Origin of the sequence: Chromobacterium indicum (assembly GCF_039708975.1) — a bacterium.
In the GTDB taxonomy this organism is placed as follows: Bacteria; Pseudomonadota; Gammaproteobacteria; order Burkholderiales; family Chromobacteriaceae; genus Chromobacterium; species Chromobacterium piscinae.
Map to the genome: position 1 here is coordinate 175,165 of NZ_JAYFSJ010000001.1, position 21,519 is coordinate 196,683.

Sequence of the window (21,519 nt, forward strand, 5' to 3'; positions counted from 1 at the left end):
AATGAACACAAAAGCACTCGACTGTGGCGCGCGTGGCCGCAGCGGGAAGATAAAAGGGACAGACGCATGGGCGAACAGGTTTTCAACATTACCGAGCTCGCGCAGGAGTTCGACATCACCACCCGCGCCATCCGCTTCTATGAGGACCAGGGCCTTTTGGAGCCGGAGCGGGCGGGGCAGCGCCGCATCTATAACCGCCGCGACCGCGTGCGCTTGATGCTGATCTTGCGCGGCAAGCGAATAGGCTTGTCCTTGCAGGAGATACGCGAGTTGTTCGCGCTGTACGACGCGGCGCGCGACGACGCGCCGCAATTGCAGGAATTCATCCGCATCCTGGCGCGCAAGGAGCAGCAGCTGCTGGCGCAAATGGAAGACATCAAGGTGGTGCTGACCGAAATCGGCCAGTTGCGCGGCCAGTGCGAGAAATCGCTGGGCAAGCGCGCCAACGGCCACAACCAAGCAAAGGAGCTGTGATGCAACAACAGGAAATCGTGATCGTGGGCATGGCGCGCACCGCCATGGGCGGCTTCCAGGGCGCGCTGGCCGGCCTGACCGCCAGCCAGCTGGGCGCGGCCGCGATCCGCGCCGCGGTGGAGCGCGCCGGCGTCGCCGCCGGCGACGTGGACGAAGTGATCATGGGCTGCGTGCTGCCGGCCGGCCAGGGCCAGGCGCCGGCGCGGCAGGCGGCCTTGGGCGGCGGCCTGCCGCAGGCCACGCCGTGCACCACCATCAACAAGATGTGCGGCTCCGGCATGAAGGCCGTGATGACGGCGCATGACCAGTTGTTGGCCGGCAATGGCGATGTGGTGGTGGCCGGCGGCATGGAAAGCATGAGCAACGCGCCCTATCTGATGCCCAAAGCGCGCGGCGGACTGCGCCTGGGCCACGGCGAGATCAAGGACCATATGTTCCTGGATGGCCTGGAAGACGCGTATCAGAAGGGCACGCTGATGGGCGTGTTCGCCGAGCAGTGCGCCGAGAAGTACGGCTTCAGCCGCCAGGACCAGGACGAATTCGCCATCGCCTCGTTGACCCGCGCGCAACAGGCGATCAAGGGCGGCCAGTTCAAGGATGAGATTGCCGCGGTAACCGTGCCGGGGCGCGGCGGCGACACCGTGGTGGACACCGACGAGCAGCCGCTGAAGGCGAATCTGGACAAGATTCCGACGCTGAAGCCGGCGTTCAAGAAGGACGGCACCGTCACCCCAGCCAACTCCAGCTCCATCTCCGACGGCGGCGCCGCGCTGGTGTTGATGACCGCGGCCGAGGCGGCCAAGCGCGGCCTGAAGCCGATCGCCCGCATCGCCGGCCACAGCAGCTATGCGCACGAGCCGGGCTGGTTCACCACCGCCCCGGTGCACGCCATCGAGAAACTTCTGTCCAAGACCGGCTGGAAGGCTGGCGAGGTGGATCTGTACGAGATCAACGAAGCCTTCGCCGTGGTGACGATGGCGGCGATGCATGACTTGAAGCTGCCGCACGACAAGGTGAACGTGCATGGCGGCGCCTGCGCGCTGGGCCACCCGATCGGCGCGTCCGGCTCCCGCATCGTGATCTCGCTGTTGTCGGCGCTGAAGCAGCGCGGCGGCAAGCGCGGCGTGGCCAGCCTGTGCATCGGCGGCGGCGAGGCCACCGCGCTGGCGGTCGAGCTGATCTAAGCGACTGCCGCGCTGACCGACGGGCCGCCGGGCATCCCCGCGGCCCGTTTGTTTTGGAACTTGCCTTGTCGTCGGCGATGGCGGATTTTGATAGAGTCGTGCCATGCTGGCGCGCCGCCGCCGGCTGCTTTATCATCGCCCGCCTTTAGCACCGTAACGAAAGCCGACATGACCGACACCCTTGAAGCATTGCCGCCCGAGATCCAGCTGGACGATTACCTGGCCGAGCATAACGCCACCATCGTCACCACCGAGGGCAGCCATGCGGTATCGGTGCATGGCGAACTGGATCTGGATGGCCATCGCGTCCCGTATCATCTGGTGCCGGACGAGGGCTTCCTCGGCAAGAGCGGCAAATGGCGAAAGCTGGATGGGGCGGCGAAGCTGGCGCTGGTGAAGGAACGCTGGAACGACGCCGCGCGGTTGAAGCTGGAAGGCCAGCTCGCCGCCTGCGCGCGCGAAGTGTTCGCGGTGGACGGCATCGACCCGCTGCGCGCGCTCAGCGCCTTCATGGCCAAGTACGAGCGCGCCAAGGTGCGCTGCAATATCGCGCTGGACCGGGTGGCCGCCGCCCGCAGCCGGCAGAGCGCCGACAAAGCTGCCGCCAAGACCCGCGACGCGGTCAATCTGTCGCGCTATCCGGAATCGTTCGCCACCGCCTACGCGATGCAGCGCCACTTCATCGCGGTGCTGGGGCCGACCAATTCCGGCAAGACCCACGCGGCGATGGAGCATTTGCAGAAAGCCAAGAGCGGCGTTTATCTCGCGCCCTTGCGTCTGCTGGCGCTGGAGAACTACACCCGTCTGCAGCAGGCCGGCGTCGCCGTCAGCCTGATCACCGGCGAGCAGCGCAAGCTGCACCCCGAGGCTACCCACGTCGCCAGCACGGTGGAGATGTTGAACCCGGAGCGGCAGGTGGAAGTGGCGGTGATCGACGAGATCCAGCTGCTGGATGATCCGGACCGCGGAGCGGCCTGGACCGCCGCCGTGTGCGGCGTCCCGGCGCAGACCATCTATCTGGTCGGCGCGCCGGAGTCGCGCGAGGCGATCGAATCGCTGGTGGCGCGCGTCGGCGGCACGCTGGAAGTGCGCACGCTGGAGCGCAAGACCGCGCTGCAGATGGACAAGGCGCCCTTGCTGTCGTTGAAAAACCTGCAGCCGGGCGATGTGCTGATCGCCTTTTCCCGGCGCGAGGTGCTGAACTGGCGCGACAAGGTGATAGAGCAGGGGCTGACCGTGTCGGCGATTTACGGCAACCTGTCGCCCGAGGTGCGGCAGGCGCAGGCCGAGCGCTTCGTCGCCGGCGAGACCCAGGTGGTGGTGGCCACCGACGCCATCGGCATGGGCCTGAACACCCCGGCTCGGCGCATCATCTTCACCACCGCCAGCAAGTGGGACGGTTACGCGGAGGGCATCGTCGCCGCGCCGCTGGCCAAGCAGATCGCCGGCCGCGCCGGCCGCTTCGGCAAGCATGAAACCGGCTATGTCGCCGGTTTCGACGGGCTCACCCACAAGACCATAGGCGCGCTGCTGCGCCAGAAAGCGGAGCCGCTGCCGAACAACGGCTTTTTCGTTGCGCCCAGCCTGAAGTATCTGGAAGCCATTTCCCAGGCGACCGGAGAAGCCAAGCTCAAGCCCTTGCTTGGTTTGTTCGCCAAGCACATCAATGTGCACGATGAATTTTTCCTGCCGGCCAATCTGTCGGATCAGATGGAGAAGGCGGAATGGCTGGATAGCCTGCCGCTGAGTCTGGCGGACCGCTTCACTTTCAGCCTGTGCCCGGTGTCGACCAAGATTCCGATGCTGGACAACGCGCTGCACGACTGGGCCGAACAGCGCGCGCGAAGCAAAACCGCGCCGCTGCTGCGGATGATGGGAACCGGCGGCCGCAACGAGCTGCAATATCTGGAAGACAGCTGCAAGTTGTACGCCGCTTATGCCTGGCTGGGGTACCGGATGCCGGAAACCTTCCCGGACGGCGAGATGGCGCAGCTGCTGATGCAAAGCACTTCCGAGCGCATCGATGCGCTGCTGCAGGCTCAGAACGCGCAAAAGAGAAAGAGCCGGGGAGGGCGCGAACCGATGAGGCGCAAGTCCGGGGCGGGGCGACAACGCTGAATCGACGGGAGTGGAGTCCTGCAAAGCTTTGAGCTAGGGCAGGACTCTCCTTGTGCGGCCTATTTGCGCGAGGTGTCGTATGCCTCTGTTGCTGGAAGGTGTGATGTGTGCTGAACATGATTATAGTTCGCCAACTATTGATCACGATTCTGGCTTGATTCAGGCGGTGGAGCGCCGGCTGATTCAGGCATTCCTCATTCTCCCCATTCAAGCTTGCGATGAAGGTGTTCTCGATCGGTTTGCCTGGATGGGTGATTTGCAATTGCACGTTGCGACGATGCGCACCTTTGTCCAGGCTCGGTTGGAGAGCTCTGGCCATGGTTGATTTGTGCTGGTCATGCAGGCCACCACCCTCGCGGCTCTGGCGCTAGAGAGCGAGCTTCTTCGATTCAGACGACCGACCTATGCCACACTGTTGATCGCCAGTAGGCAAATACGTTACCTGTTCCATGTCTTGTTTGCCACAGAATCCATTGCCCGATGTTGATCGCGCGCTGCGCTTGGGTGGCTGACGAAGCCGCGTGCTTCGCGATGCGGTGTGCTCTGAGCGTTTATGGTTGATGCGTCAGCTTCATGCTTGGATGTCGAGGAGTTGGTGGGCGGTTTGTCGCCTGGGAGTTCATTTTCAAGTTGTTTTGCTTGATGTGCTCCAAAGCATTCATGCCGTGACCTCCTCCCAACTAACCGAGCGGTCTAAGCTGGAGATTTCCGGCTTAAATGACCTCCTCCCAACTAACCGAGCGGTCTAAGCTGGAGATTTCCGGCTTAAAGATGAGCAAGTCGGAACTCGCTCGGGGTCTGGTCGCCCAGCGAACTGTGCGGCCTGAATTCGTTGTAATCCTGTCGCCAGCACTCGATTTTGTCACGTGCGTCATCCAGCGACAGAAACCAATGCACGTTCAGGCATTCATCCCGCAGGCTGCCGTTAAACGACTCGATAAAAGCATTATCCGTCGGTTTGCCTGGCCGCGAGAAGTCCAGCGTGACGCCTTGTTCGTATGCCCATTGATCCAGCGCCATCGATATAAACTCGCTGCCATTGTCGACCTGAATCCGTTGCGGCGTCCCGCGCAAGGCTTGAACATGCCGCATCGTAGCGACCACGTCCGCGGCTTTCAGCGCGAAATCCACAGTGATCGCCAGGCTCTCCCGGCTAAAATTATCCACTACAGTTAAGGCCCGGATTTTCTGGCCGTTGAACAGCTGATCGGCGACGAAATCCATGCTCCAGCAGGCATTCAAACTGGAGACCGCCGGCCGGACTTGCCGGTGCGCGGCCGCCACTCGCCGCTTGGGCCGTTTGCGCCGCAGATTCAGACCTTCCTCGCAGTAGATCCGGTAGGTCTTCTTGTGATTGATCTGCCAGCCCTCACGCCGTAGCAGGACGTGGATGCGGCGCGCGCCATAACGAATACGCGTGGCGGCGATCTCGCGGATTCGCTGCCGCTCCGCGCGATCGTCTCGAGGATGAGGGCGATAAAAATAACTAGCTTGCCGCAGTTGAATGACTGCGGTGGCGCGACGGATGCTGACGCGGTACGCGTCAATCAGGAAGTTGGCCAACTCGCGTTTGCGGGCCGGCCTCACAGCTTTTTTTGGATGACTTCCTGCAGCATCTGCTTGTCCAGGCTCAGGTCGGCGACCATGCGCTTGAGACGGGCGTTCTCTTCTTCCAGTTGCTTCAGGCGGCGCAACTCGCTGACGCCCAGGCCGCCGTATTTCTTCTTCCAGTTGTAGAAGGTGGCTTCAGAGACACCCATCTTGCGGCAGACCTCGGCGACGGTGGTGCCGGATTCCGCCTGGCGCAATGCGAAGGCGATCTGTTCTTCGGTAAACTTCGATTTTTTCATGACAAATCTCCTGCCCGGATGGGCTTAAATTTGCCAGAAATCTCTACTTTTCGCCGCTACGTTTTTGCGGGAGGAGGTCACCGTCGCATGACGATGTGGTGCTGGAGACTTCGCTTTAGAGCAAGCAAGCCAGTTTTGGCTACCTTGAGGATGGTGATTCTGGCCCACTTGTCCAAGTTGGGGCTGAAAACAATAAGTTTATTGACTGTTTATGGCACGATGCCTTGGTTTGTTGATCCGGAAGGTACTTTTTCCTTAAATGCTAGACGGAATGATGTGATGTGTCAATGATGGTATGCTATCATCATTGATGGTGGATTGCCTATCCGTGCTCGACGAACTCGCTAGGTTAGTTAGATTTTGTAAGCTGTTGGAATGTTTCGGGAGGGCGGTTAGGTCATTATGCTGAGTGAGGGTGAATTTTAAGGGGCTTATGGAATAGTATCGCCCCAAGCTGTCTGATAGATTATTTTGGCCGTATTGTGGATGTTCTGCACCTGCCAGAATTCTCGGCAAGTAGATAGTTTTCTAGCAGCTTAGTTGAGAAGTAGAATTCATGATAATTAAGGAGATGGTTTTCGATTTGTAGGCTCGGTGATTAGTTGTTTTCAACTGACTAAGATGGAGAAGGAGTCTAATTTTAATGGAAGTAAAAGCTAATGAAATTATTGCGGTTCGAAAAAAACTATCTGAAGACAGTCTTGTTGCCGATCAAGCATTGCAGCACCATAAATGGGTAGCTGAATGGATTAATTCCCTTGCAAAAGACTCCGACTCAATACTAGAGATTGGGTGCGGGAATTGTAAGCTGAGAAATTATTTGAAGGCTCGATACGTTGGCATTGATCCAATTAAGCACGGTGAATTAAGTGATGAGGAGTACTTTAGAGTTGGTCAGGGAGAGGCTGTGCCGTATCCTGCGGAAAGCTTTGATTTGATATTGATTAAGGATGCGATTAACTATTTTTCAGATATAGCTCCTGTGCTTAGGGAGGCATCGCGAGTTTTGAATAACAATGGCTCATTGTTGCTTACTGAAAGTGTTGGAAAGAAATTTCATCCGGCAACGCAAGTAATAAAGAATTTGCTAAAAAAGTACGTCGGCGTGGGTAGGAATATTTGGGATTCAACATACTTGAACTGGCATAGTGTTTATTTTCTAATCAGATCGGCAAAGAGGTTTGGATTTGATTCGGAATTCAAGTATGTTAAGGAGGAGTCTCGGTATTACTTGGTTCTAAAAAAGACTTCGAAACGCCAGTCGGAAATTTGATTGATTATGCAAAGTGGTGGATTTTTAGAGTGCGTGAGTGGCTTTTTGTGGTGTGGATTCTACATTTTGTTCAGTTTGATTGATTAAATAAATCAATGTTGACTAAAATGCGTTGGGCTAGTTTTTGGCACTAAGTTCTTCTAAAAGGAAGCACAAAAAATTGAGATTTCGGGAGGAGTCCAGTTCATTGCGGGCTAGTGGGAAGCGGCTGCGTTATGGTGGGTGCAGGCATGCTTAGGCATGGTGGCTGTGTTATGTCTGAAAGTACAGGCCTCGCTGTTGCGAGGCCTTATCGTGTACGTTGTCGGTGCTGCGTTTATCAGGCTGTTGTGGAGATATTGGTGCTGGATACGCTGGGTTGCAGCAAGGATTGGTTGGTCTGGTATTGCGATACCGCCAACTGGCCGCTGCCGTTGCGCCGCTGAGCCTGCTCTACCGGGCGGGTGGCCTGGGCCGCAGATTCGGTCGCGGTTTGGGCGGGCGTCGATGCCGGGGGCGTTGCTTGCTGCTTCGCGGCGGATGCCTGGGCCGTGTTTTGCGTTGCGGCCGGAGCCTGGGTTGTCACGTTGTTATTGGCGGCGGCATTGTTGCCGGCGCCTGCCGCTGCGGCGGCAGGCGGATTGCCGTTTACGGCCGGAGCGGCCGCGGCCGCGGCCGCAGGTTGCGGCGCGGTGGCCAGCGTGGCTTTGCTCGCAGGCGCGGCGGCGGTTTGCGCGGTCGTTTGCTGAGCGGAAGCCTGTTGAGCGGCCTGCTGCGCCCGGCTATTGGTCAGTTGCTGCTGCAGTTGTTGCTCAACCCGGGCGGAGTCCGGATTCTGCCGGACCGCGGTCTGGGTTTGAGGTTCGCTGGTGGCTTTCTGAACGGCGGCCTGGCCGTTTTCCACCGATGTCTGCGCCTGCCGGGTGTTTTGCCCGGCATAGAGCGTTTGCGGGGCGGGGTAGCCTACGCTCGCGATATTTGCCATGGCTAGGGTCCCAATGTTCCTATATCGCTGATATTAGAACATTTTTCTTATTTTGATAAGGTTTTTTCCTGTCTAGTCGAACAGTACCAGTTGCAACATCCGCTGGGCCAGGGCATCCACGTCGAGCTCGCCGTCGCGCCGATACCATTGAACGGTCCAGTGCAGGCTGCCGAGCAGCGTGCGGCGCAGCAGCCGGGTGTCTTGCTTGACCAGGCCGGCGTCGGCAGCTTCGTCCAGCACCTGCTGCCATAGCGCTTCGTAGCGGTCGCGCAACACCACCAGGCCGGGCTTGGCCGATTCCGAGACGCTGCGCCATTCGTACAGCATGACCTCCAGCGCCGCCTGGTTGTCGCCCAGCAGCGAATGGAGGTGGACGCGGAACAGCGCGGCCAGCTTGTCGCGGGTGTCGGTTGCGGCGGCGAGGGCTGCGGCCAGTTGTTCGGTGGTGCTGGCGATGCCCAGCGCCATCACCGCCACCAGGATCTCCTCCTTGGTGCGGAAATGGTAGAACAGGCTGCCGGACTGCATGCCGACGGCGCTGCCCAGATCGCGCACCGTCGTGCGTTCGTAGCCCTGGTCGCGGAACAGGATGGCGGCGGCGCGGATCAGCTCCATGCGCCGGCTGTTTTCCTCGGGAGGGCGGGTGGATTCCACGGCGCTCATGTCAGTCCTGTGCGAGGGGGACGAGGGAAGGGAGCAGTCTCTGCGCAGCCTGCCACACCAGTTCCGGTTGCATTTTCTCCAGACAGTCGGTATGGCCGTACGGGCAGCTCCGCTCGAAACAGGGGCTGCAGTCCAGATTCAGCGACACGATCTCCGCCCGCTGCGACAGCGGCGGGGTGAAGTCGGGGCTGGAGGAGCCGTACAACGCCACCAGCGGCTTGTCCAGCGCGGCGGCCACATGCATCAGGCCGGAGTCGTTGCACACGGCCAGCTTGGCCAGCCCCATCAGGTCTATCGCTTCGTCTAGGCCGGTGGCGCCGCACAGGTTGACGGCGGCGTCGCCGGCCAGCCGAGCGATGTCGTCGCCGATCTGCTTGTCCTTGGTGGAGCCGAACAGCCACACCGCGTAGCCTGCGGCCTGGAAGCGCTTGGCCAATTCGGCGAAGTGGCGGGCGGGCCAGCGCTTGGCCGGGCCGTATTCCGCGCCGGGGCAGAAGGCGGCGATGGGGCGCGAAACGTCCAGGCCCAGCTTGGCCGCGGCCTGGCGTTGGACGGATGGGGTGGCGATCAGCTGCGGATCGGGAATGGGGCGCGGCAGCGGCTGATTGCGGTCTTCCGCCAGCGCGCAGAAGCGCTCCACCATCATCGGCAGCTCTTGCTCGTCCAGTTCGCGGGCGTCGTTGAGCAGGCCGTAGCGCGACTCGCCGAGAAAGCCGGTGCGCAGCGGGATGCCGGCGAACAGCGGAATCAACGCCGATTTCAGCGAGTTGGGCAGCACGATGACCTGATCGAAGCGCTCGCGCGCCAGGTGGCGGGCCACCTTCCAGCGTTCGACCAGACGCAGCGCGCCGTGGCCGAAGGGGTTGAGGTGGGACTGGGCCACTTCCGGCATCCGCGCCAGCAGCGGCAGGGTCCAGGCAGGCGCGAACACATGCAACTCCAGCCCGGGGTGGCGCTGATGCAGGCGGCGGTACAGCGGCTGGGCCATCACGCTGTCACCGACCCAGGAGGGGCCGATGACCAGGATTTTCTTCTTCATGCGGTATTTCCGGTTCCAAACCCAAGCCGGCTGTCCGGTTCAGCGCGGCTTGGGTTTGGCGGCGGCAAGCAAAAAAGGTGTGGCCCTGGCCACACCCTTTGCCATCGAGGCCGGCTGCGGGCTCAGTGATGGTGGCCGACGGGGCCGACCAGCTTGTACTTGGTGCCGCAGTACGGACACAGGGCTTCGCCGGTCTTGTGCACCGGCAGGTAGACGCGCGGATGCGAGTTCCACGCCTTCATGTCCGGCATCGGGCAGTGCAGCGGCAGGTCGTGCTGGGTGACTTCGATATAGCGTTCGGTATTTTCTTTCTGTTCTGCCATGGTCATTCCTTGTTGCGGCAAGCGGGTGTCCGAAATGCATGTGCCAGCAGGCCGGCTGTGACCGGTCGCTGCTGGCGCGCAGTGCGGATATTACCCGTTTTATTTCACGTATGTGAGCCAGTATTCGTGTTCGGCGTCCAGGCCCTTGACGATGTTGAAGTAGCGCTTCTGGATTTCGGCGGTGATCGGGCCGCGGCTGCCGGCGCCGATGGGGCGGCGGTCCAGTTCGCGGATCGGGGTCACTTCGGCCGCGGTGCCGGTGAAGAAAGCTTCGTCGGCGCTGTAGACTTCGTCGCGGGTGATGCGCTTCTCGATCAGTTCCAGGCCCATTTCCTTGGCGATCTGCACCACGGTGTCGCGGGTGATGCCTTCCAGCGCGCTGGTCAGGTCCGGAGTATAAAGCTTGCCCTTGCGGACGATGAAGATGTTTTCGCCGGAGCCTTCGGCGACGAAGCCGTCAACGTCCAGCAGCAGCGCCTCGTCGTAGCCGTCGGCGGTGGCTTCGTTGTTGGCCAGGATGGAGTTCATGTAGTTGCCGTTGGCCTTGGCTTTGCACATGGTGATGTTGACGTGGTGGCGGGTGAAGGAGCTGGTCTTCACACGGATGCCTTTTTCCAGGCCTTCCTCGCCCAGGTAGGCGCCCCACGGCCAGGCGGCGACGATCACCTGCACGTCGTTCTTCATCGGAGCCACGCCCAGCTTGCCGGAGCCATAGAAGGCCATCGGACGGAAATAGCAGGACTTCAGGTCGTTGGCCTTGACCACGTCCAGATGGGCCTGGCTGATCTGTTCCGGGCTGAACGGCAGGTCCATGCCCAGGATCTTGGCGGAGCGGAACAGGCGTTCGGTATGGTCCTGCAGACGGAAGATCGCCGGGCCTTTCGGGGTTTCATAGGCGCGCACGCCTTCGAACACGCCCATGCCGTAGTGCAGGGTGTGGGTCAGCACGTGGGTGGTGGCGTCGCGCCAGTCCACCAGTTTGCCGTCATACCAGATATATCCGTCGCGATCAGCCATCGACATCTCAGTCTTCTCCTGTGTTGTGCTTGGTGTGGCGGCGGGTCGCGCCGGGGCGCCCGCAGCCGTGTTGATGGACCAGTGTATACCGCGGCCCGCGGACTTGTGAACCCGGGATCAGGAAAAATCGAGCGCTTGCTCGAAAACCTGTCTCCAGAGCTCCCGGCCCCGCGCATAAGCCACCCGCAACGGTTCATCGACATCCACCGCTTTCTTGTCGTTGAGGCGCGCGGCGTGTTGCAGCCGGCGATACAGCCGGTAGGCGGCGCGCGCGTCTTCGGCCAACTGCCGGTCTATCAGCCCGGCGTCGGCGGCCACCGCCAGCAGCGCGATGTTGCCGGTGTTGCCGGTGAGGGCGGGCAAGGTCTTGGCGTGGGCCAGGATCAGGTACTGGACGATGAATTCGATGTCGATGATGCCGCCGCGGGCGTTTTTCACGTCGCCGTCGTGGGCGGGGTGAGAGTCCAGCATGCGCTGGCGCATCGCCAGCACCTCGCCGCGCAGCTTGGCCGAGTCGCGTTCCAGGGTGAGGATGGCGTGGCGTTCGGCTTCGAACTGCGCGCCGATGCCGGCATCGCCGGCGACGAAGCGGGCGCGGGTCAGCGCCTGGTGCTCCCATGCCCAGGCCTGGTTTTCCTGGTATTGGCGGAAGGCGGAGATCGAGCTGACCAGCAGGCCGCTGGCGCCGTTGGGCCGCAGTCTGAGATCGATGTCGTACAGCACGCCGGCGGCGGTGGCGCTGGTCAGCCAGGTGGACAGCTTGCGCGCCAGCCGCGAGTACAGGTCGGGGGCGTCGGGGTGCTCGTCGTCGTACAGGAAAATGATGTCGAGATCGGACGCGTAGCCCAGCTCCTTGCCGCCCAGCTTGCCGTAGCCTATCACCGCGAAGCGCGGCGTTTCGCAGTGGCGAGAGGGGATGTCGCGCCAGGCGTGGCGCAGGGCGGCGTCGAGCACAAGGTCGGCCAGCCGCGACAATTCGTCCGACAGCGCCTCCAGCGTCCACATGCCGGCCAGATCCTGGGCCACCAACCGGAAGGTCTGGGCATGCTGGAAGTGGCGCAGCGCGTCCATCTTGGCTTCGACATCGCCGTCGGCATGGGCCAGTTGCGCCTCCAGCTGCGCGGAGAGCTGCGGCCACTCCGGCGCGGCGTAGAGCACGCGCGCGTCCAGCAGTTCGTCCAGCAGGATGGGGTGGCGGCTGAGGTAGGCGGACACCCAGGCGCTTGACGAGTACAGCGAGGCCAGCCGCTGCAGCGTCTGCGGGTATTCGGTCAGCAGCGCCAAATAGGAGGCGCGGCGGCTGATCGCCTCCATCAGGCCGATGATGCGCGACAGTGTGTCGTCGGCGTTGGGAAAACGCGCGGCCACCTCGATCAGCGCCGGCATCAGCGCGTCCAGCTTCTTGCGGCCGGCCAGCGGCATCTGCAGGTAACGCTGGCTCTGGGCTAGTCCGGTGAGCTGGCGGGCGGCGGATGCGGGATCGGCGTAGCCGAGGCCGGCCAGCCGGGCTTCGGGATTCTGCTCGGCCACGTCCAGCCACAGTTCGGACAGCGGATGGTCGGCGCTGTCTTCGCTCGGCAGGATGAAGACCTGCTCGAAGCGGCGGCTGACCTTGCGCCTGATCTCGTCCAGCGCGGCCATAAAGGCGGGCCAGTCGGCGTGGCCCATGCTGGCGGCGATCTTTTGGCGCGTTTCCTGCGCTCCCGGCAGGGTCTGGGTCTGCTGGTCGTCCAGGTATTGCAGCCGGTGCTCCAGATTGCGCAGGAAGGCGTAGGCTTCCTGCAGCTCTGCCACCGCGGCCGGCTCCAGCAGCCGCAGCGCCGCCAGCCTGTCCAGCGTGGCGCGGGTGCCGCGCAGCTGCAGCGTGCGGTCGCGGCCGCCGCGTATCAGTTGGAACACCTGGGCGATGAACTCGGCTTCGCGGATGCCGCCGGGCCCCAGCTTGATGTTGTCCGCCATGTCGCGCCGCGCCACTTCGCGGCGGATCTGCGCGTGCAGCTCGCGCATCGCGCCGTAAGCGTTGTAGTCCAGGTATTTGCGGTAGACGAAGGGGCGGACCAGCTGCGCCAATCCTTCGGCGTCGCCGGTGATGGCCTTGGCCTTGATCCAGGCGTAGCGCTCCCATTCGCGGCCCTGGGAGAGCAGGTAGTTTTCCAGCGCGGCGAAACTCATCACCAGCGGACCGGAGTCGCCATAGGGGCGCAGCCGCATGTCGACGCGGAATACTTGGCCGTCGGCGGTGGCGTCGTTGAGCAGCGCGATCAGCCGCTTGCCCACCTGGGTGAAGTACTCGTGGTTGCTGATCTTGCGGGCGCCGTCGGTTTCGCCGCCTTCCGGGTAGATGAAGATCAGGTCGATGTCGGAGCTGGCGTTGAGCTCGCCGCCGCCCAGCTTGCCCATGCCGACCACGATCAGCTGCTGCGGCTCGCCGCTGTCCTCGCCGATGGGCTGGCCGTATTGCGGCAGCGACGCGGCGGCGCAGGCCAGCGCTTGGCGGACGGCGAATTCGGCCAGCAGGCTGACGGTGGACACCACTTCGTCCAGCGTGGCCAGGCCCTCCAGGTCGCGGCAGATCAGCCGCGCCATCACCGCTTGCCGCAGGCGGCGCAAGGCTGGCGCCAGCGCCTCGGGCGCATCCAGCGCTGGCCAGTCGGCGAATGCCTGCATATCCTCAATGGCAAAGGAATGGCGAAGGCATTGCTCCAGTCGGCTCCGCTCCTCCGGCCGCGCGGCCAGAAGGCGGTGCAAATATTGGGAAAACTCGCAACTGCGGGCAATGGCAGCGCTCGTGTTTGCTGGCATAATAGCTCCGGACGGCTTGGCGCGGCTTACCGCGCCGGGGGCGGCTGCGGCCGGTTTCGCGCCGTGTTTTTCCTAACGCCATTGTAACGGTTTGCCATTGTTGAAAAAGCCCTCGTCGCCGTTGTCCCATATCCACGTCCTGCGCGTCGTCAAGCGCAGCCTGCTGGTGCTGGCCGTGTCGCTGTTCACGGCCTGCGCGCTGGTGTCCGCCGCGTTCGCGGCTTTCACGTACTGGCTGTTGCCCAATCTGGACCAATACCGGCCCCGGCTGGAGCAAACCCTGTCCGGCGCGCTTGGACACCATGTCAGCATCGGCCGCTTGAGCGGCCATTGGCTGGACGTGGCTCCCCAGTTCGAATTGTCCGGCGTGTCCATCGCCAATCCCGTGTCCGGCCAGGCGCTGACGCTGAGCCGCGTGACGGTGCAGCCGTCCTGGACCTCGCTGTGGACCTGGGAGCCGAGGCTGGCGATGCGGGTGGACGGCCCATCGGTGGAGTTGCGGCGAGGCGCCGACGGCGTCATCTATCTGAATGGCTTTGATCTCACCAGCGGCCCGTCCAGCGACAACGCGCTGGGCAACTGGCTGCTGCGCCAGCCATCGCTGGAAATCCTGAACGCCCGGCTGAGCTGGCAGGATGAAAGACTGGGCCTGCCGCGGCTGGACCTGCAGCGCGGCCAGTTGACGCTGGACCGGCATCTGCTGGGGCACCGGCTGCAATTGTCGGGCGTGCCGGCGGCTACCCTGGGCAAGGGCTTCCAGCTGAGCGCCAGCTGGCGCGGCGACGACATCAACGGCTGGGAGCGGTGGTCGGGTTCTGTCAAGGTGGCGCTCAACGGCGCCCGCGCCGATGTCTGGTCGCGCTATATGCGGGAGCTGGGCGTGCTGCATCGGGGCGAAGGCGACGGCACGCTGGAGATGTCGTTCTCCGATGGCAGCGTCAGCAGCCTGCAGGCCGACGTCAGCGTGCGCGACGCCGCCTACACGCCTCCCAGCGCGCGCGAGCTGGTGCTGCCGCAATTGCAGGGCAAGCTGCAGCTGGACCGGCAGTCCGGCGGCAGCTACAAGATCGTCGCCAGCGACCTGACCCTGGCCAGCGCCACCGGGCTCGCTTTCGACAAATCCTCGATCAAGGGGCAGTGGCAGCCTGGCGCGAAAGGCGGCGGCGAATTGACGCTGGACAATGTCGACGTCGGCCATCTGACGCCCCTCATCCACGCCTTGGGCGTGGACGCCAATCCGCTGTTCGCGCGCTTTTCGCCGCGCGGCGCGCTGCATGATGTGACGCTGGCCTGGCAAGGCGCGGCGGAAGCGCCTTCCAGCTTCAAGGTGAAGACCCGTTTCGAGGCGCTGGGCTGGCAACCGTTCGCCGATCTGCCGGGCGTGTCCGGCGTGTCCGGGCGCATCGAGTTCAGCGAAGCCGGCGGCCGGCTGGCGCTGGACACCGGCAAGGCCGAAGTCAATTATCCGGCGGTATTCGCCCAGATTCTGCCTTTCGACCGCCTGTCCGCCGATGTGGAATGGAAGCAGAAGCAAGGCCGGCTGGACATCGATTTCCACAAGGTGGCTTTCGCCAACGCGGATTTGAGCGGCGAGCTGAGCGGCAGCTACCGCCACGCGGGCGAAGGCTCGGGCAGCGTGGACCTGAGCGCCGGCATCGAGCAGGTCAAGGCGGCCCGGATCGCGGCCTATCTGCCGCATCACGTCGGAGAGCATACGACCCGCTGGTTGCGCCAAGGCTTGCAGGATGGCATGGCGCGCAATCTGAAGATGAAGCTGTCTGGCGATCTGGACAAGTTTCCCTTCGCCGGCGGCAAGGGCGGAGAATTCCTGGTCGAAGCGGATATCGAGAAGGCCAAGCTGCTGTACCAGCAAGGCTGGCCGGCGATAGACGATATCGACGCCAAGCTGCGCTTTCACAACGAGGGCATGCAGGTGCTGGCGCAGCGGGCGACCACGGTAGGCGTGCCGCTGCGCGAGGTGACGGCGGAGATAGACCAGTTGGGCGCGGATGTGCCGTGGCTGAAGATAGACGGCAAGGTTGAGGATAGGTTGGACCGGATGCTGGCCTTCACCACCAAGAGTCCGGTGGACGGCTGGCTGGGCGGCTTTACCGGCCGCATCCGCGCCAGCGGTCCGGCGGCGCTGAGATTGAAGCTGGAGGTGCCTCTGGCCGGCAGCGACTCCACCCGCGTGCGCGGCGATCTGGATTTCCAGCGCAATTCGCTGAAGCTGGGCGGCTTGCCGCTGCCGGAGCTTGATGCGGCGCAGGGGCGGCTGACTTTCACCGAGCGCGGCGTGGACAGCAAGGGATTGCAGCTGAAGGCTTTCGGCGGCCCGTTCCGGCTGGCGGCCCATACCGGCGCCGACAAGCGCATGCGTTTCGAGATTGCCGGCGACGCCGACAATCGAGCGGTGCTGCAGCAGTATCTGCCGTCTCTCGCGCCGCTGGCCGGCGGCCGCTCCCGCTTCGACGGGCAGTTCGTGGTCCGCGATGGATTGGAGAGCCTGCAATTGACGTCCAGCCTGCAAGGCTTGTCGCTGGACGCGCCCAAGCCGTTCGGCAAGACGGCGGCGGCGGCGCTGCCATTGCAGCTGCAGCTGAAGCCTGCGCCGGCGCGCTTCGCCGGCGCCATGCGGCTGGAGTTTCAGCTGGCAGATTTGCTGGCCGGGCGCTTGCGCCTGGGTGGGGATGGGGAGCTGCAGGCCGGCGCGTTGGGCATAGGGCGCCAGCCCGGGGAGTTTCCCGCCAGCGGATTGGCGCTGAGGCTGCAGCAGCCTCGCATCGATCTGGACGACTGGCTGCCGTGGGCCGCCAAGCTGGACGCGGGCGGCAAGGGCGGCGCGCAGTCCGGCGCGCCGTTGACGGTGGATGTGGACACGCCGGAGCTGTCCGCCGCCGGTTTCACCTTGCATCAGGTCAGCGCCCGGGTGTCCCATCGCGGACAGGGCGGGCAATGGAGCGCGCAGTTGCGCTCGCGCGAAGCGGTGGGCGAGGTGGATTACCTGGCTGATGGCGGCGGCCAGCTGCATGCAGATCTGAGCCGGCTGGCGTTGAATTGGCCGCTGCGCGCCGAAAGCGGGGCCGCGCCGTCGTCGCTGAAGCAGCAGTTGCCGGCGATGAAGGTGCACATAGGGGAGCTGCTGCTGCAGAACCGCAGCATCGGCCAGCTGGACATGATGGCGCGCCGCGACGGCAGCGTGTGGAGGATGGACCCGTTGAAGCTGGTTTCTCCCGAGGGCACGCTGACCGGTAGCATGCAGGTGGACGAGCAGGGCGGGGGGCGCGTCGACAGCCGTTTTTCTTTGGATGTGAGCAATGCCGGCAAGCTGTTGGCCCGTTTCGGCCAAGGCGACGTGTTCCGCAACGGCCAGGGCCGTTTGGCGGGGCAACTGAGCTGGCCGGGCGGCTTGAGCGATCTGGACGCCGCCCACCTGTCCGGACAGATGGAGCTGGACTTCAAGAACGGTCGCTTCGCCAAGGTGGACCCGGGCGCGGCGCGGCTCTTGGGCGCGCTGAGCCTGCAATCGCTGCCGCGGCGGATACGGCTGGATTTCACCGATGTCTTCAGCGACGGCTTCGCCTTTGATACTCTGCAGGGGAAGGCCAGCGTGCGCGACGGCGTGTTCCGCTCGGACAAGGTAGAGATGAAGAGTCCGTCGGCCGAGGTCAATATCGCCGGCAGGGTGGATCTGGCCAACGAAACGCAGGCGCTGAAAGTGAAGGTAGTGCCGCATGTGGCCGAAAGCGTGGCGCTGGCGGCCGGCGCGGCCCTGCTGAACCCGGTGGTGGGCATCGCCACCCTGGCCGCGCAGAAGGTTTTGCAGGACCCGGTGGGCAAGATACTGTCGCTTGAATACGAGGTGAGCGGTTCGTTGAAGGATCCCCAGGTGAAGCGGGTGAACGTCGGCGATCCGATTCAGATCAAGGGGAAAAAACCATGAAACAAAAGTTTGTCGCCGCCGCCGTGCAGATGGTGTCCGGTTGCGGTCTGGAAGCCAATCTGGCGCGCGCCGATCAATTGCTGGCCGAGGCCGCCGCACGCGGCGCCAGCCTGGCGGTGCTGCCTGAGTATTTTTGCCTGATGGGGGAAAGGGAGACCGACAAGGTGGCCCTGCGCGAACCATTCGGCAACGGCCCCATCCAGCAGGCGCTGTCGGAAATGGCGCGCCGCCACGGTTTGTGGCTGCTGGGCGGCACGGTGCCGCTGCTTTGCGAGGAGGAAGGCAAGGTGCTCAACAGCAGCCTGCTCTACAATCCGCAGGGAGAGGTGGCGGCGCGTTACGACAAGATCCACCTGTTCGGCTTTACCGGGCAGGGCGAGAGTTACTGCGAGTCCAACACCATACGTCCGGGCGCGACGCCGACCAAGGCTGAGACGCCGCTGGCGGACATCGCCTTCGGCATCTGCTACGACCTGCGCTTCCCGGAACTGTTCCGGATGCTGGCGCCGTTCGACCTGCTGATCCTGCCGGCGGCGTTCACCGCCACTACCGGCGAAGCGCATTGGGAGCCGCTGCTGCGGGCCCGGGCGATAGAAAACCAGTGCTACCTGATCGCCTCCGCCCAGGGCGGAACGCATGAAAACGGTCGCAAGACGCATGGCCACTCGATGATCATCGACCCGTGGGGGCGCATCCTCGCCGAGCTGCCGGACGGCGAAGGGGTGGTCACCGCCGAGATCGATCCCGAATTGATACACTCGGTGCGGGGCCGCCTGCCGGCTCTGGCGCACCGGGCCATACGCTGAAAGAACGATATGCAAGACGCCTTCACCGCCGCAGACGAACTGCTGCTCAAACCCTACGGCCTGGACGAGGCCGCGCTGGAGCGCACGCTGGCGCACATGCGCCACCATGCCATCGACTACGCCGATCTTTACTTTCAGTACACCCGCAACGAGGGCTGGCATCTGGAGGAGGGCATCGTCAAGTCCGGCAGCTTCAGCATCGACCAGGGCGTCGGCGTGCGCGCCGTCGCCGGGGACAAGACGGCCTTCGCCTATTCCGACGCCATCAACCAGGACGCGCTCACCCGCGCGGCCGAGGCGGTGCGCGCGATCGGCAACGCCGGCGGTGACGGCAGCGCCGGCGCGGTGGAAAAGCGCAAGCCGAAGTCGCTGTATCCGTCCATCGATCCCTGTCACAGCCTGGAGGCCGCCGCCAAGGTGGCGTTGCTGGAAAAGGTGGAAAAGCTGGCCAAGGCGATAGATCCGCGCGTGATCCAGGTGATGGCCGGTTTGGCGATGGAGTACGACGTGGTCTACGTCGCGCGCCATGACGGCGTGAGGGCCGCCGATGTGCGCCCGCTGGTTCGGATGTCGGTATCGGTGATCGCCGAACAGAACGGCCGGCGCGAGCAGGGAGCGGCCGGCGGCGGGGGCCGCTTCGATCTTGCCTATTTCGACGACGCCGTGGTGGAGCGCTACGTGCGCGAGGCGGTCAAGCAGGCGCTGGTGAACCTGGACTCCCGGCCGGCGCCGGCCGGCCAGATGACCGTGGTGCTGGGGCCGGGCTGGCCGGGCGTGCTGCTGCACGAGGCGATCGGCCACGGCTTGGAGGGCGATTTCAATCGCAAGGGCACTTCGGCGTTCTCCGGCAAGATGGGTGAACGCGTGGCCGCGCCGGGCGTGACGGTGGTGGACGACGGGGTGATGGGCGGCCGCCGCGGCGCGCTGGCCATCGACGACGAGGGCAATGCCACTCAGCGCACCGTGCTGATCGAGGATGGCATTCTCAAGGGCTATATGCAGGATGCGATGAATTCGAGGCTGATGCAGGTGGCGCCCACCGGCAACGGCCGCCGCGAATCCTACGCCAGCATCCCGATGCCGCGGATGACCAACACCTATATGCTGGCCGGCGAGCGCGATCCGCAGGAAATCATCGCCTCAGTCAAGGATGGCCTGTACGCGGTGAATTTCGGCGGCGGCCAGGTGGACATCACCAGCGGCAAGTTCGTGTTCTCGGCGTCGGAGGCCTGGCGCATCGAGAACGGCAAGCTGACCTACCCGGTCAAGGGCGCCACGCTGATCGGCAGCGGCCCCGAGGTATTGAACTACGTGTCGATGATAGGCAACGATCTGGCGCTGGACCAGGGGGTGGGCGTGTGCGGCAAGGAGGGCCAGAGCGTGCCGGTAGGCGTCGGCCAGCCTACGCTGCGCATAGACGGCGGCCTGACCGTGGGCGGCACGGGCGGTTGATCATGCTTGCCAAGGCCAGGCGTCAGCCCGGCCTTTTTCATGCCGTCAAGGCTGTATGCCTTGCGCTTCCAGCGCGAGCGCCAGCCTTTCCAGTCCAATGCCGAAGCAGGCGCCTTCCCGGTAGGCGCCGCCGCCTGCTATCTGCTTCTGCGCCCCCAATTCAGGCACGCGCGCTTCGAATCCTTCCCCGCCCAGATAGTAGCTGAGTCCGCGCTTGGCCATGCTGTCCAGCTCGTAGCGCAAACCCAGACTGTCCAGAAAGTCGCGGCACAGCGTCAGGCTGCGCTCAAATGCGGCGGCGGGATCAGGCCCAAGATACTCATAGCCCAGCTGGGTGAATTCCCGATAGCGGCCGGCTTGCGGCCGCTCGTAGCGATAGCAGCGCGCGGCATAGAAAAATCCGGCCTCGCGCCTGCCGTTCAAAAACATCTGGCTTCTTTCCTGAAACAGCGCGGTGGCTTCCGGTATCAGGCAGCAGGCGCGGCCTTTTCGGTCCGGAAAAGCCCACATCTGCCCGAGTATTTCGCTGCCGCCGGCCTTGGCGACGAAAGTGTCCTGCCCCCATAAGGCGGGCAGGATGGTTTCTTCCGCGCCAGCGTCAATGAAGCCAGCTCCGGAAACGGCTCTCCAGTTGGCGAAGAGCGGCGGCCTCGCCGCCGCTGACGATGCGGGTGCCTCGGATCATGGTCATGATGCTTTCCTTTCAGGATTCGCGCGGAGCGCGCGGGAAATAAAAAAGGCGCCTTGCGGCGCCGGTCTGTGCGGGGCTGATTGGGTGGAGCGGATCAGCTTCCGTTTCCCTCCAGGCCTGCGCGCGCCGGCACCGCGCTCTTGGTAAGAACGTGGTGGTGGTGATGGCACTGGAAGGTTTTCATGTCTGCAGCATGGCGATTGTCCAGCCCGGATGTCAAGCCATTCGCCGCTTCCATTCTTAGAACCAGGCTCGCGGGCGGAGGCGCGGCGCGGCTGATCTTGATCAATGGGTGCAATGCTTTTGTCATTTTATTCTGTCGCGGCGGTTCGCAGAGGCGGGCAGCGTCTTAAACCAAAACGAGATTGGACTACGCGATGAGCAAGATGCATAACAGGATTCTGGCGGCTGGCGCGTGCGCGCTGGCCTTGGGCGTGTGTTCCGCCGCCGGCGCGGCGACCATTACGCCGCCGGGGGCGGGAGGGGCGGCGATCCCGTTTTCCGCGGTGGGACCGGCGGTGGTCAGCAAGTCGGGCGTAGATGTCGACTGCACCGCTGTGTTCAGCGGCACGGTGGACGGCGCCGGCAACATCCTGATCACCAGCGCCGCGTTCAAGGGCATTCCGGTGTGCAGGATGATCAAGGCCAGCGCCACGGCGGCCGCGCCATGGGTGGGCAAGGTGACCTCGTTCAACCAACTGACGATCGACCAGGTGATGGTCAACGTCAACACCCCCATCCTGGGCGGACAGTGCGGTCCGAGCCTGGTCGGCGGGCAGATAGGCGACAGCGGCAGCGAGACCGCGATTTCGCTGTCGGCCGCCCCCTTGGCTGGCGGCTGCGCGATCTCGGCCACGCTGACCACCACGCCCTATATGCACGTGACGCCTTGATCCTGGGCTGGCATGGGAAGCCATAGG

The 21,519-nt window shown here is 63.7% G+C and carries 16 protein-coding genes and 1 pseudogene; 8 read left to right on the plus strand and 9 right to left on the minus strand.

The window, feature by feature from the left end; all coding sequences use genetic code 11:
• Nucleotides 1-66 precede the first annotated feature (66 nt).
• From VA599_RS00960 to VA599_RS00970, 3 genes are all read left to right on the plus strand, one after another.
• On the plus strand, nucleotides 67-474 hold the full coding sequence (locus tag VA599_RS00960) for a MerR family transcriptional regulator (RefSeq protein ID WP_114062615.1): 408 nt from the start codon (nucleotides 67-69) through the stop codon (nucleotides 472-474).
• On the plus strand, nucleotides 474-1,658 hold the full coding sequence (locus VA599_RS00965; protein WP_346787369.1) for an acetyl-CoA C-acyltransferase: 1,185 nt from the start codon (nucleotides 474-476) through the stop codon (nucleotides 1,656-1,658). Before VA599_RS00960 ends, VA599_RS00965 begins: the two co-directional genes overlap by 1 nt.
• Before the next feature lie 168 nt (nucleotides 1,659-1,826).
• Nucleotides 1,827-3,776 (plus strand): helicase-related protein, encoded by a 1,950-nt coding sequence (locus VA599_RS00970; RefSeq protein WP_346787370.1) that lies wholly within the window; start codon nucleotides 1,827-1,829, stop codon nucleotides 3,774-3,776.
• 184 nt (nucleotides 3,777-3,960) lie between these two features.
• Here the strand turns inward: VA599_RS00970 and VA599_RS24120 are convergent.
• Nucleotides 3,961-4,095 (minus strand): annotated as a pseudogene (locus tag VA599_RS24120) (hypothetical protein); the annotation flags it as partial.
• A 446-nt stretch (nucleotides 4,096-4,541) separates the two neighbouring features.
• Nucleotides 4,542-5,626, minus strand: a protein-coding gene (locus VA599_RS00980) for an IS3 family transposase (RefSeq protein WP_346787372.1) whose coding sequence is annotated in 2 segments (ribosomal slippage) — nucleotides 4,542-5,365 and nucleotides 5,365-5,626 — 1,086 coding nt in all. Because the reading frame shifts where the segments join, the coding sequence is not laid out codon by codon here.
• A gap of 643 nt (nucleotides 5,627-6,269) precedes the next feature.
• Between VA599_RS00980 and VA599_RS00985 the strand changes: the two genes are divergently transcribed.
• Nucleotides 6,270-6,899 (plus strand): class I SAM-dependent methyltransferase, encoded by a 630-nt coding sequence (locus tag VA599_RS00985; RefSeq protein ID WP_346787373.1) that lies wholly within the window; start codon nucleotides 6,270-6,272, stop codon nucleotides 6,897-6,899.
• Nucleotides 6,900-7,218: 319 nt separating this feature from the next.
• On the opposite strand, the gene VA599_RS00990 is transcribed toward VA599_RS00985, so the two are convergent.
• The 6 genes from VA599_RS00990 to glnE form a co-directional block, all read right to left on the minus strand.
• Nucleotides 7,219-7,863, minus strand: a complete 645-nt coding sequence (locus VA599_RS00990) for a hypothetical protein (protein WP_346787374.1) — start codon at nucleotides 7,861-7,863, stop codon at nucleotides 7,219-7,221.
• Between the two features lie 72 nt (nucleotides 7,864-7,935).
• A complete protein-coding gene (locus VA599_RS00995; protein WP_104947042.1) occupies nucleotides 7,936-8,526 on the minus strand; it encodes a TetR/AcrR family transcriptional regulator in 591 nt (196 codons plus the stop codon).
• A 1-nt stretch (nucleotide 8,527) separates the two neighbouring features.
• Nucleotides 8,528-9,565 carry a lipopolysaccharide heptosyltransferase II gene (gene waaF / locus VA599_RS01000; RefSeq protein WP_021475365.1) on the minus strand — a complete coding sequence of 346 codons (1,038 nt, stop codon included), beginning with the start codon at nucleotides 9,563-9,565 and terminating at the stop codon, nucleotides 8,528-8,530.
• A gap of 122 nt (nucleotides 9,566-9,687) precedes the next feature.
• Nucleotides 9,688-9,888, minus strand: a complete 201-nt coding sequence (locus VA599_RS01005) for a zinc-finger domain-containing protein (RefSeq protein WP_021475366.1) — start codon at nucleotides 9,886-9,888, stop codon at nucleotides 9,688-9,690.
• Between the two features lie 99 nt (nucleotides 9,889-9,987).
• On the minus strand, nucleotides 9,988-10,911 hold the full coding sequence (locus VA599_RS01010; protein WP_021475367.1) for a branched-chain amino acid transaminase: 924 nt from the start codon (nucleotides 10,909-10,911) through the stop codon (nucleotides 9,988-9,990).
• A 111-nt stretch (nucleotides 10,912-11,022) separates the two neighbouring features.
• Entirely contained in the window at nucleotides 11,023-13,707 is a 2,685-nt protein-coding gene (glnE, locus tag VA599_RS01015) for a bifunctional [glutamate--ammonia ligase]-adenylyl-L-tyrosine phosphorylase/[glutamate--ammonia-ligase] adenylyltransferase (RefSeq protein WP_346787375.1), read from the minus strand.
• Between the two features lie 100 nt (nucleotides 13,708-13,807).
• Here glnE and VA599_RS01020 point away from each other — a divergent pair, with 100 nt between their 5' ends.
• The 3 genes from VA599_RS01020 to tldD are packed head-to-tail and all read left to right on the plus strand — an operon-like array spanning nucleotide 13,808 to nucleotide 19,908.
• A complete protein-coding gene (locus tag VA599_RS01020; RefSeq protein ID WP_346787376.1) occupies nucleotides 13,808-17,650 on the plus strand; it encodes a YhdP family protein in 3,843 nt (1,280 codons plus the stop codon).
• On the plus strand, nucleotides 17,647-18,456 hold the full coding sequence (locus VA599_RS01025) for a carbon-nitrogen hydrolase family protein (protein WP_046155764.1): 810 nt from the start codon (nucleotides 17,647-17,649) through the stop codon (nucleotides 18,454-18,456). The genes VA599_RS01020 and VA599_RS01025 overlap by 4 nt, the downstream gene beginning before the upstream one ends.
• A 9-nt stretch (nucleotides 18,457-18,465) precedes the next feature.
• Nucleotides 18,466-19,908: a metalloprotease TldD gene (tldD, locus tag VA599_RS01030; RefSeq protein ID WP_021475371.1), complete on the plus strand. Its 1,443-nt coding sequence runs from the start codon at nucleotides 18,466-18,468 to the stop codon at nucleotides 19,906-19,908.
• Nucleotides 19,909-19,953: 45 nt separating this feature from the next.
• Here the strand turns inward: tldD and VA599_RS01035 are convergent, their stop codons facing one another.
• A complete protein-coding gene (locus VA599_RS01035) occupies nucleotides 19,954-20,511 on the minus strand; it encodes an ATP phosphoribosyltransferase regulatory subunit (protein ID WP_346787561.1) in 558 nt (185 codons plus the stop codon).
• Nucleotides 20,512-20,976: 465 nt separating this feature from the next.
• Between VA599_RS01035 and VA599_RS01040 the strand changes: the two genes are divergently transcribed.
• Nucleotides 20,977-21,492 carry a hypothetical protein gene (locus tag VA599_RS01040; RefSeq protein ID WP_346787377.1) on the plus strand — a complete coding sequence of 172 codons (516 nt, stop codon included), beginning with the start codon at nucleotides 20,977-20,979 and terminating at the stop codon, nucleotides 21,490-21,492.
• The last annotated feature ends 27 nt before the right edge of the window (nucleotides 21,493-21,519 follow it).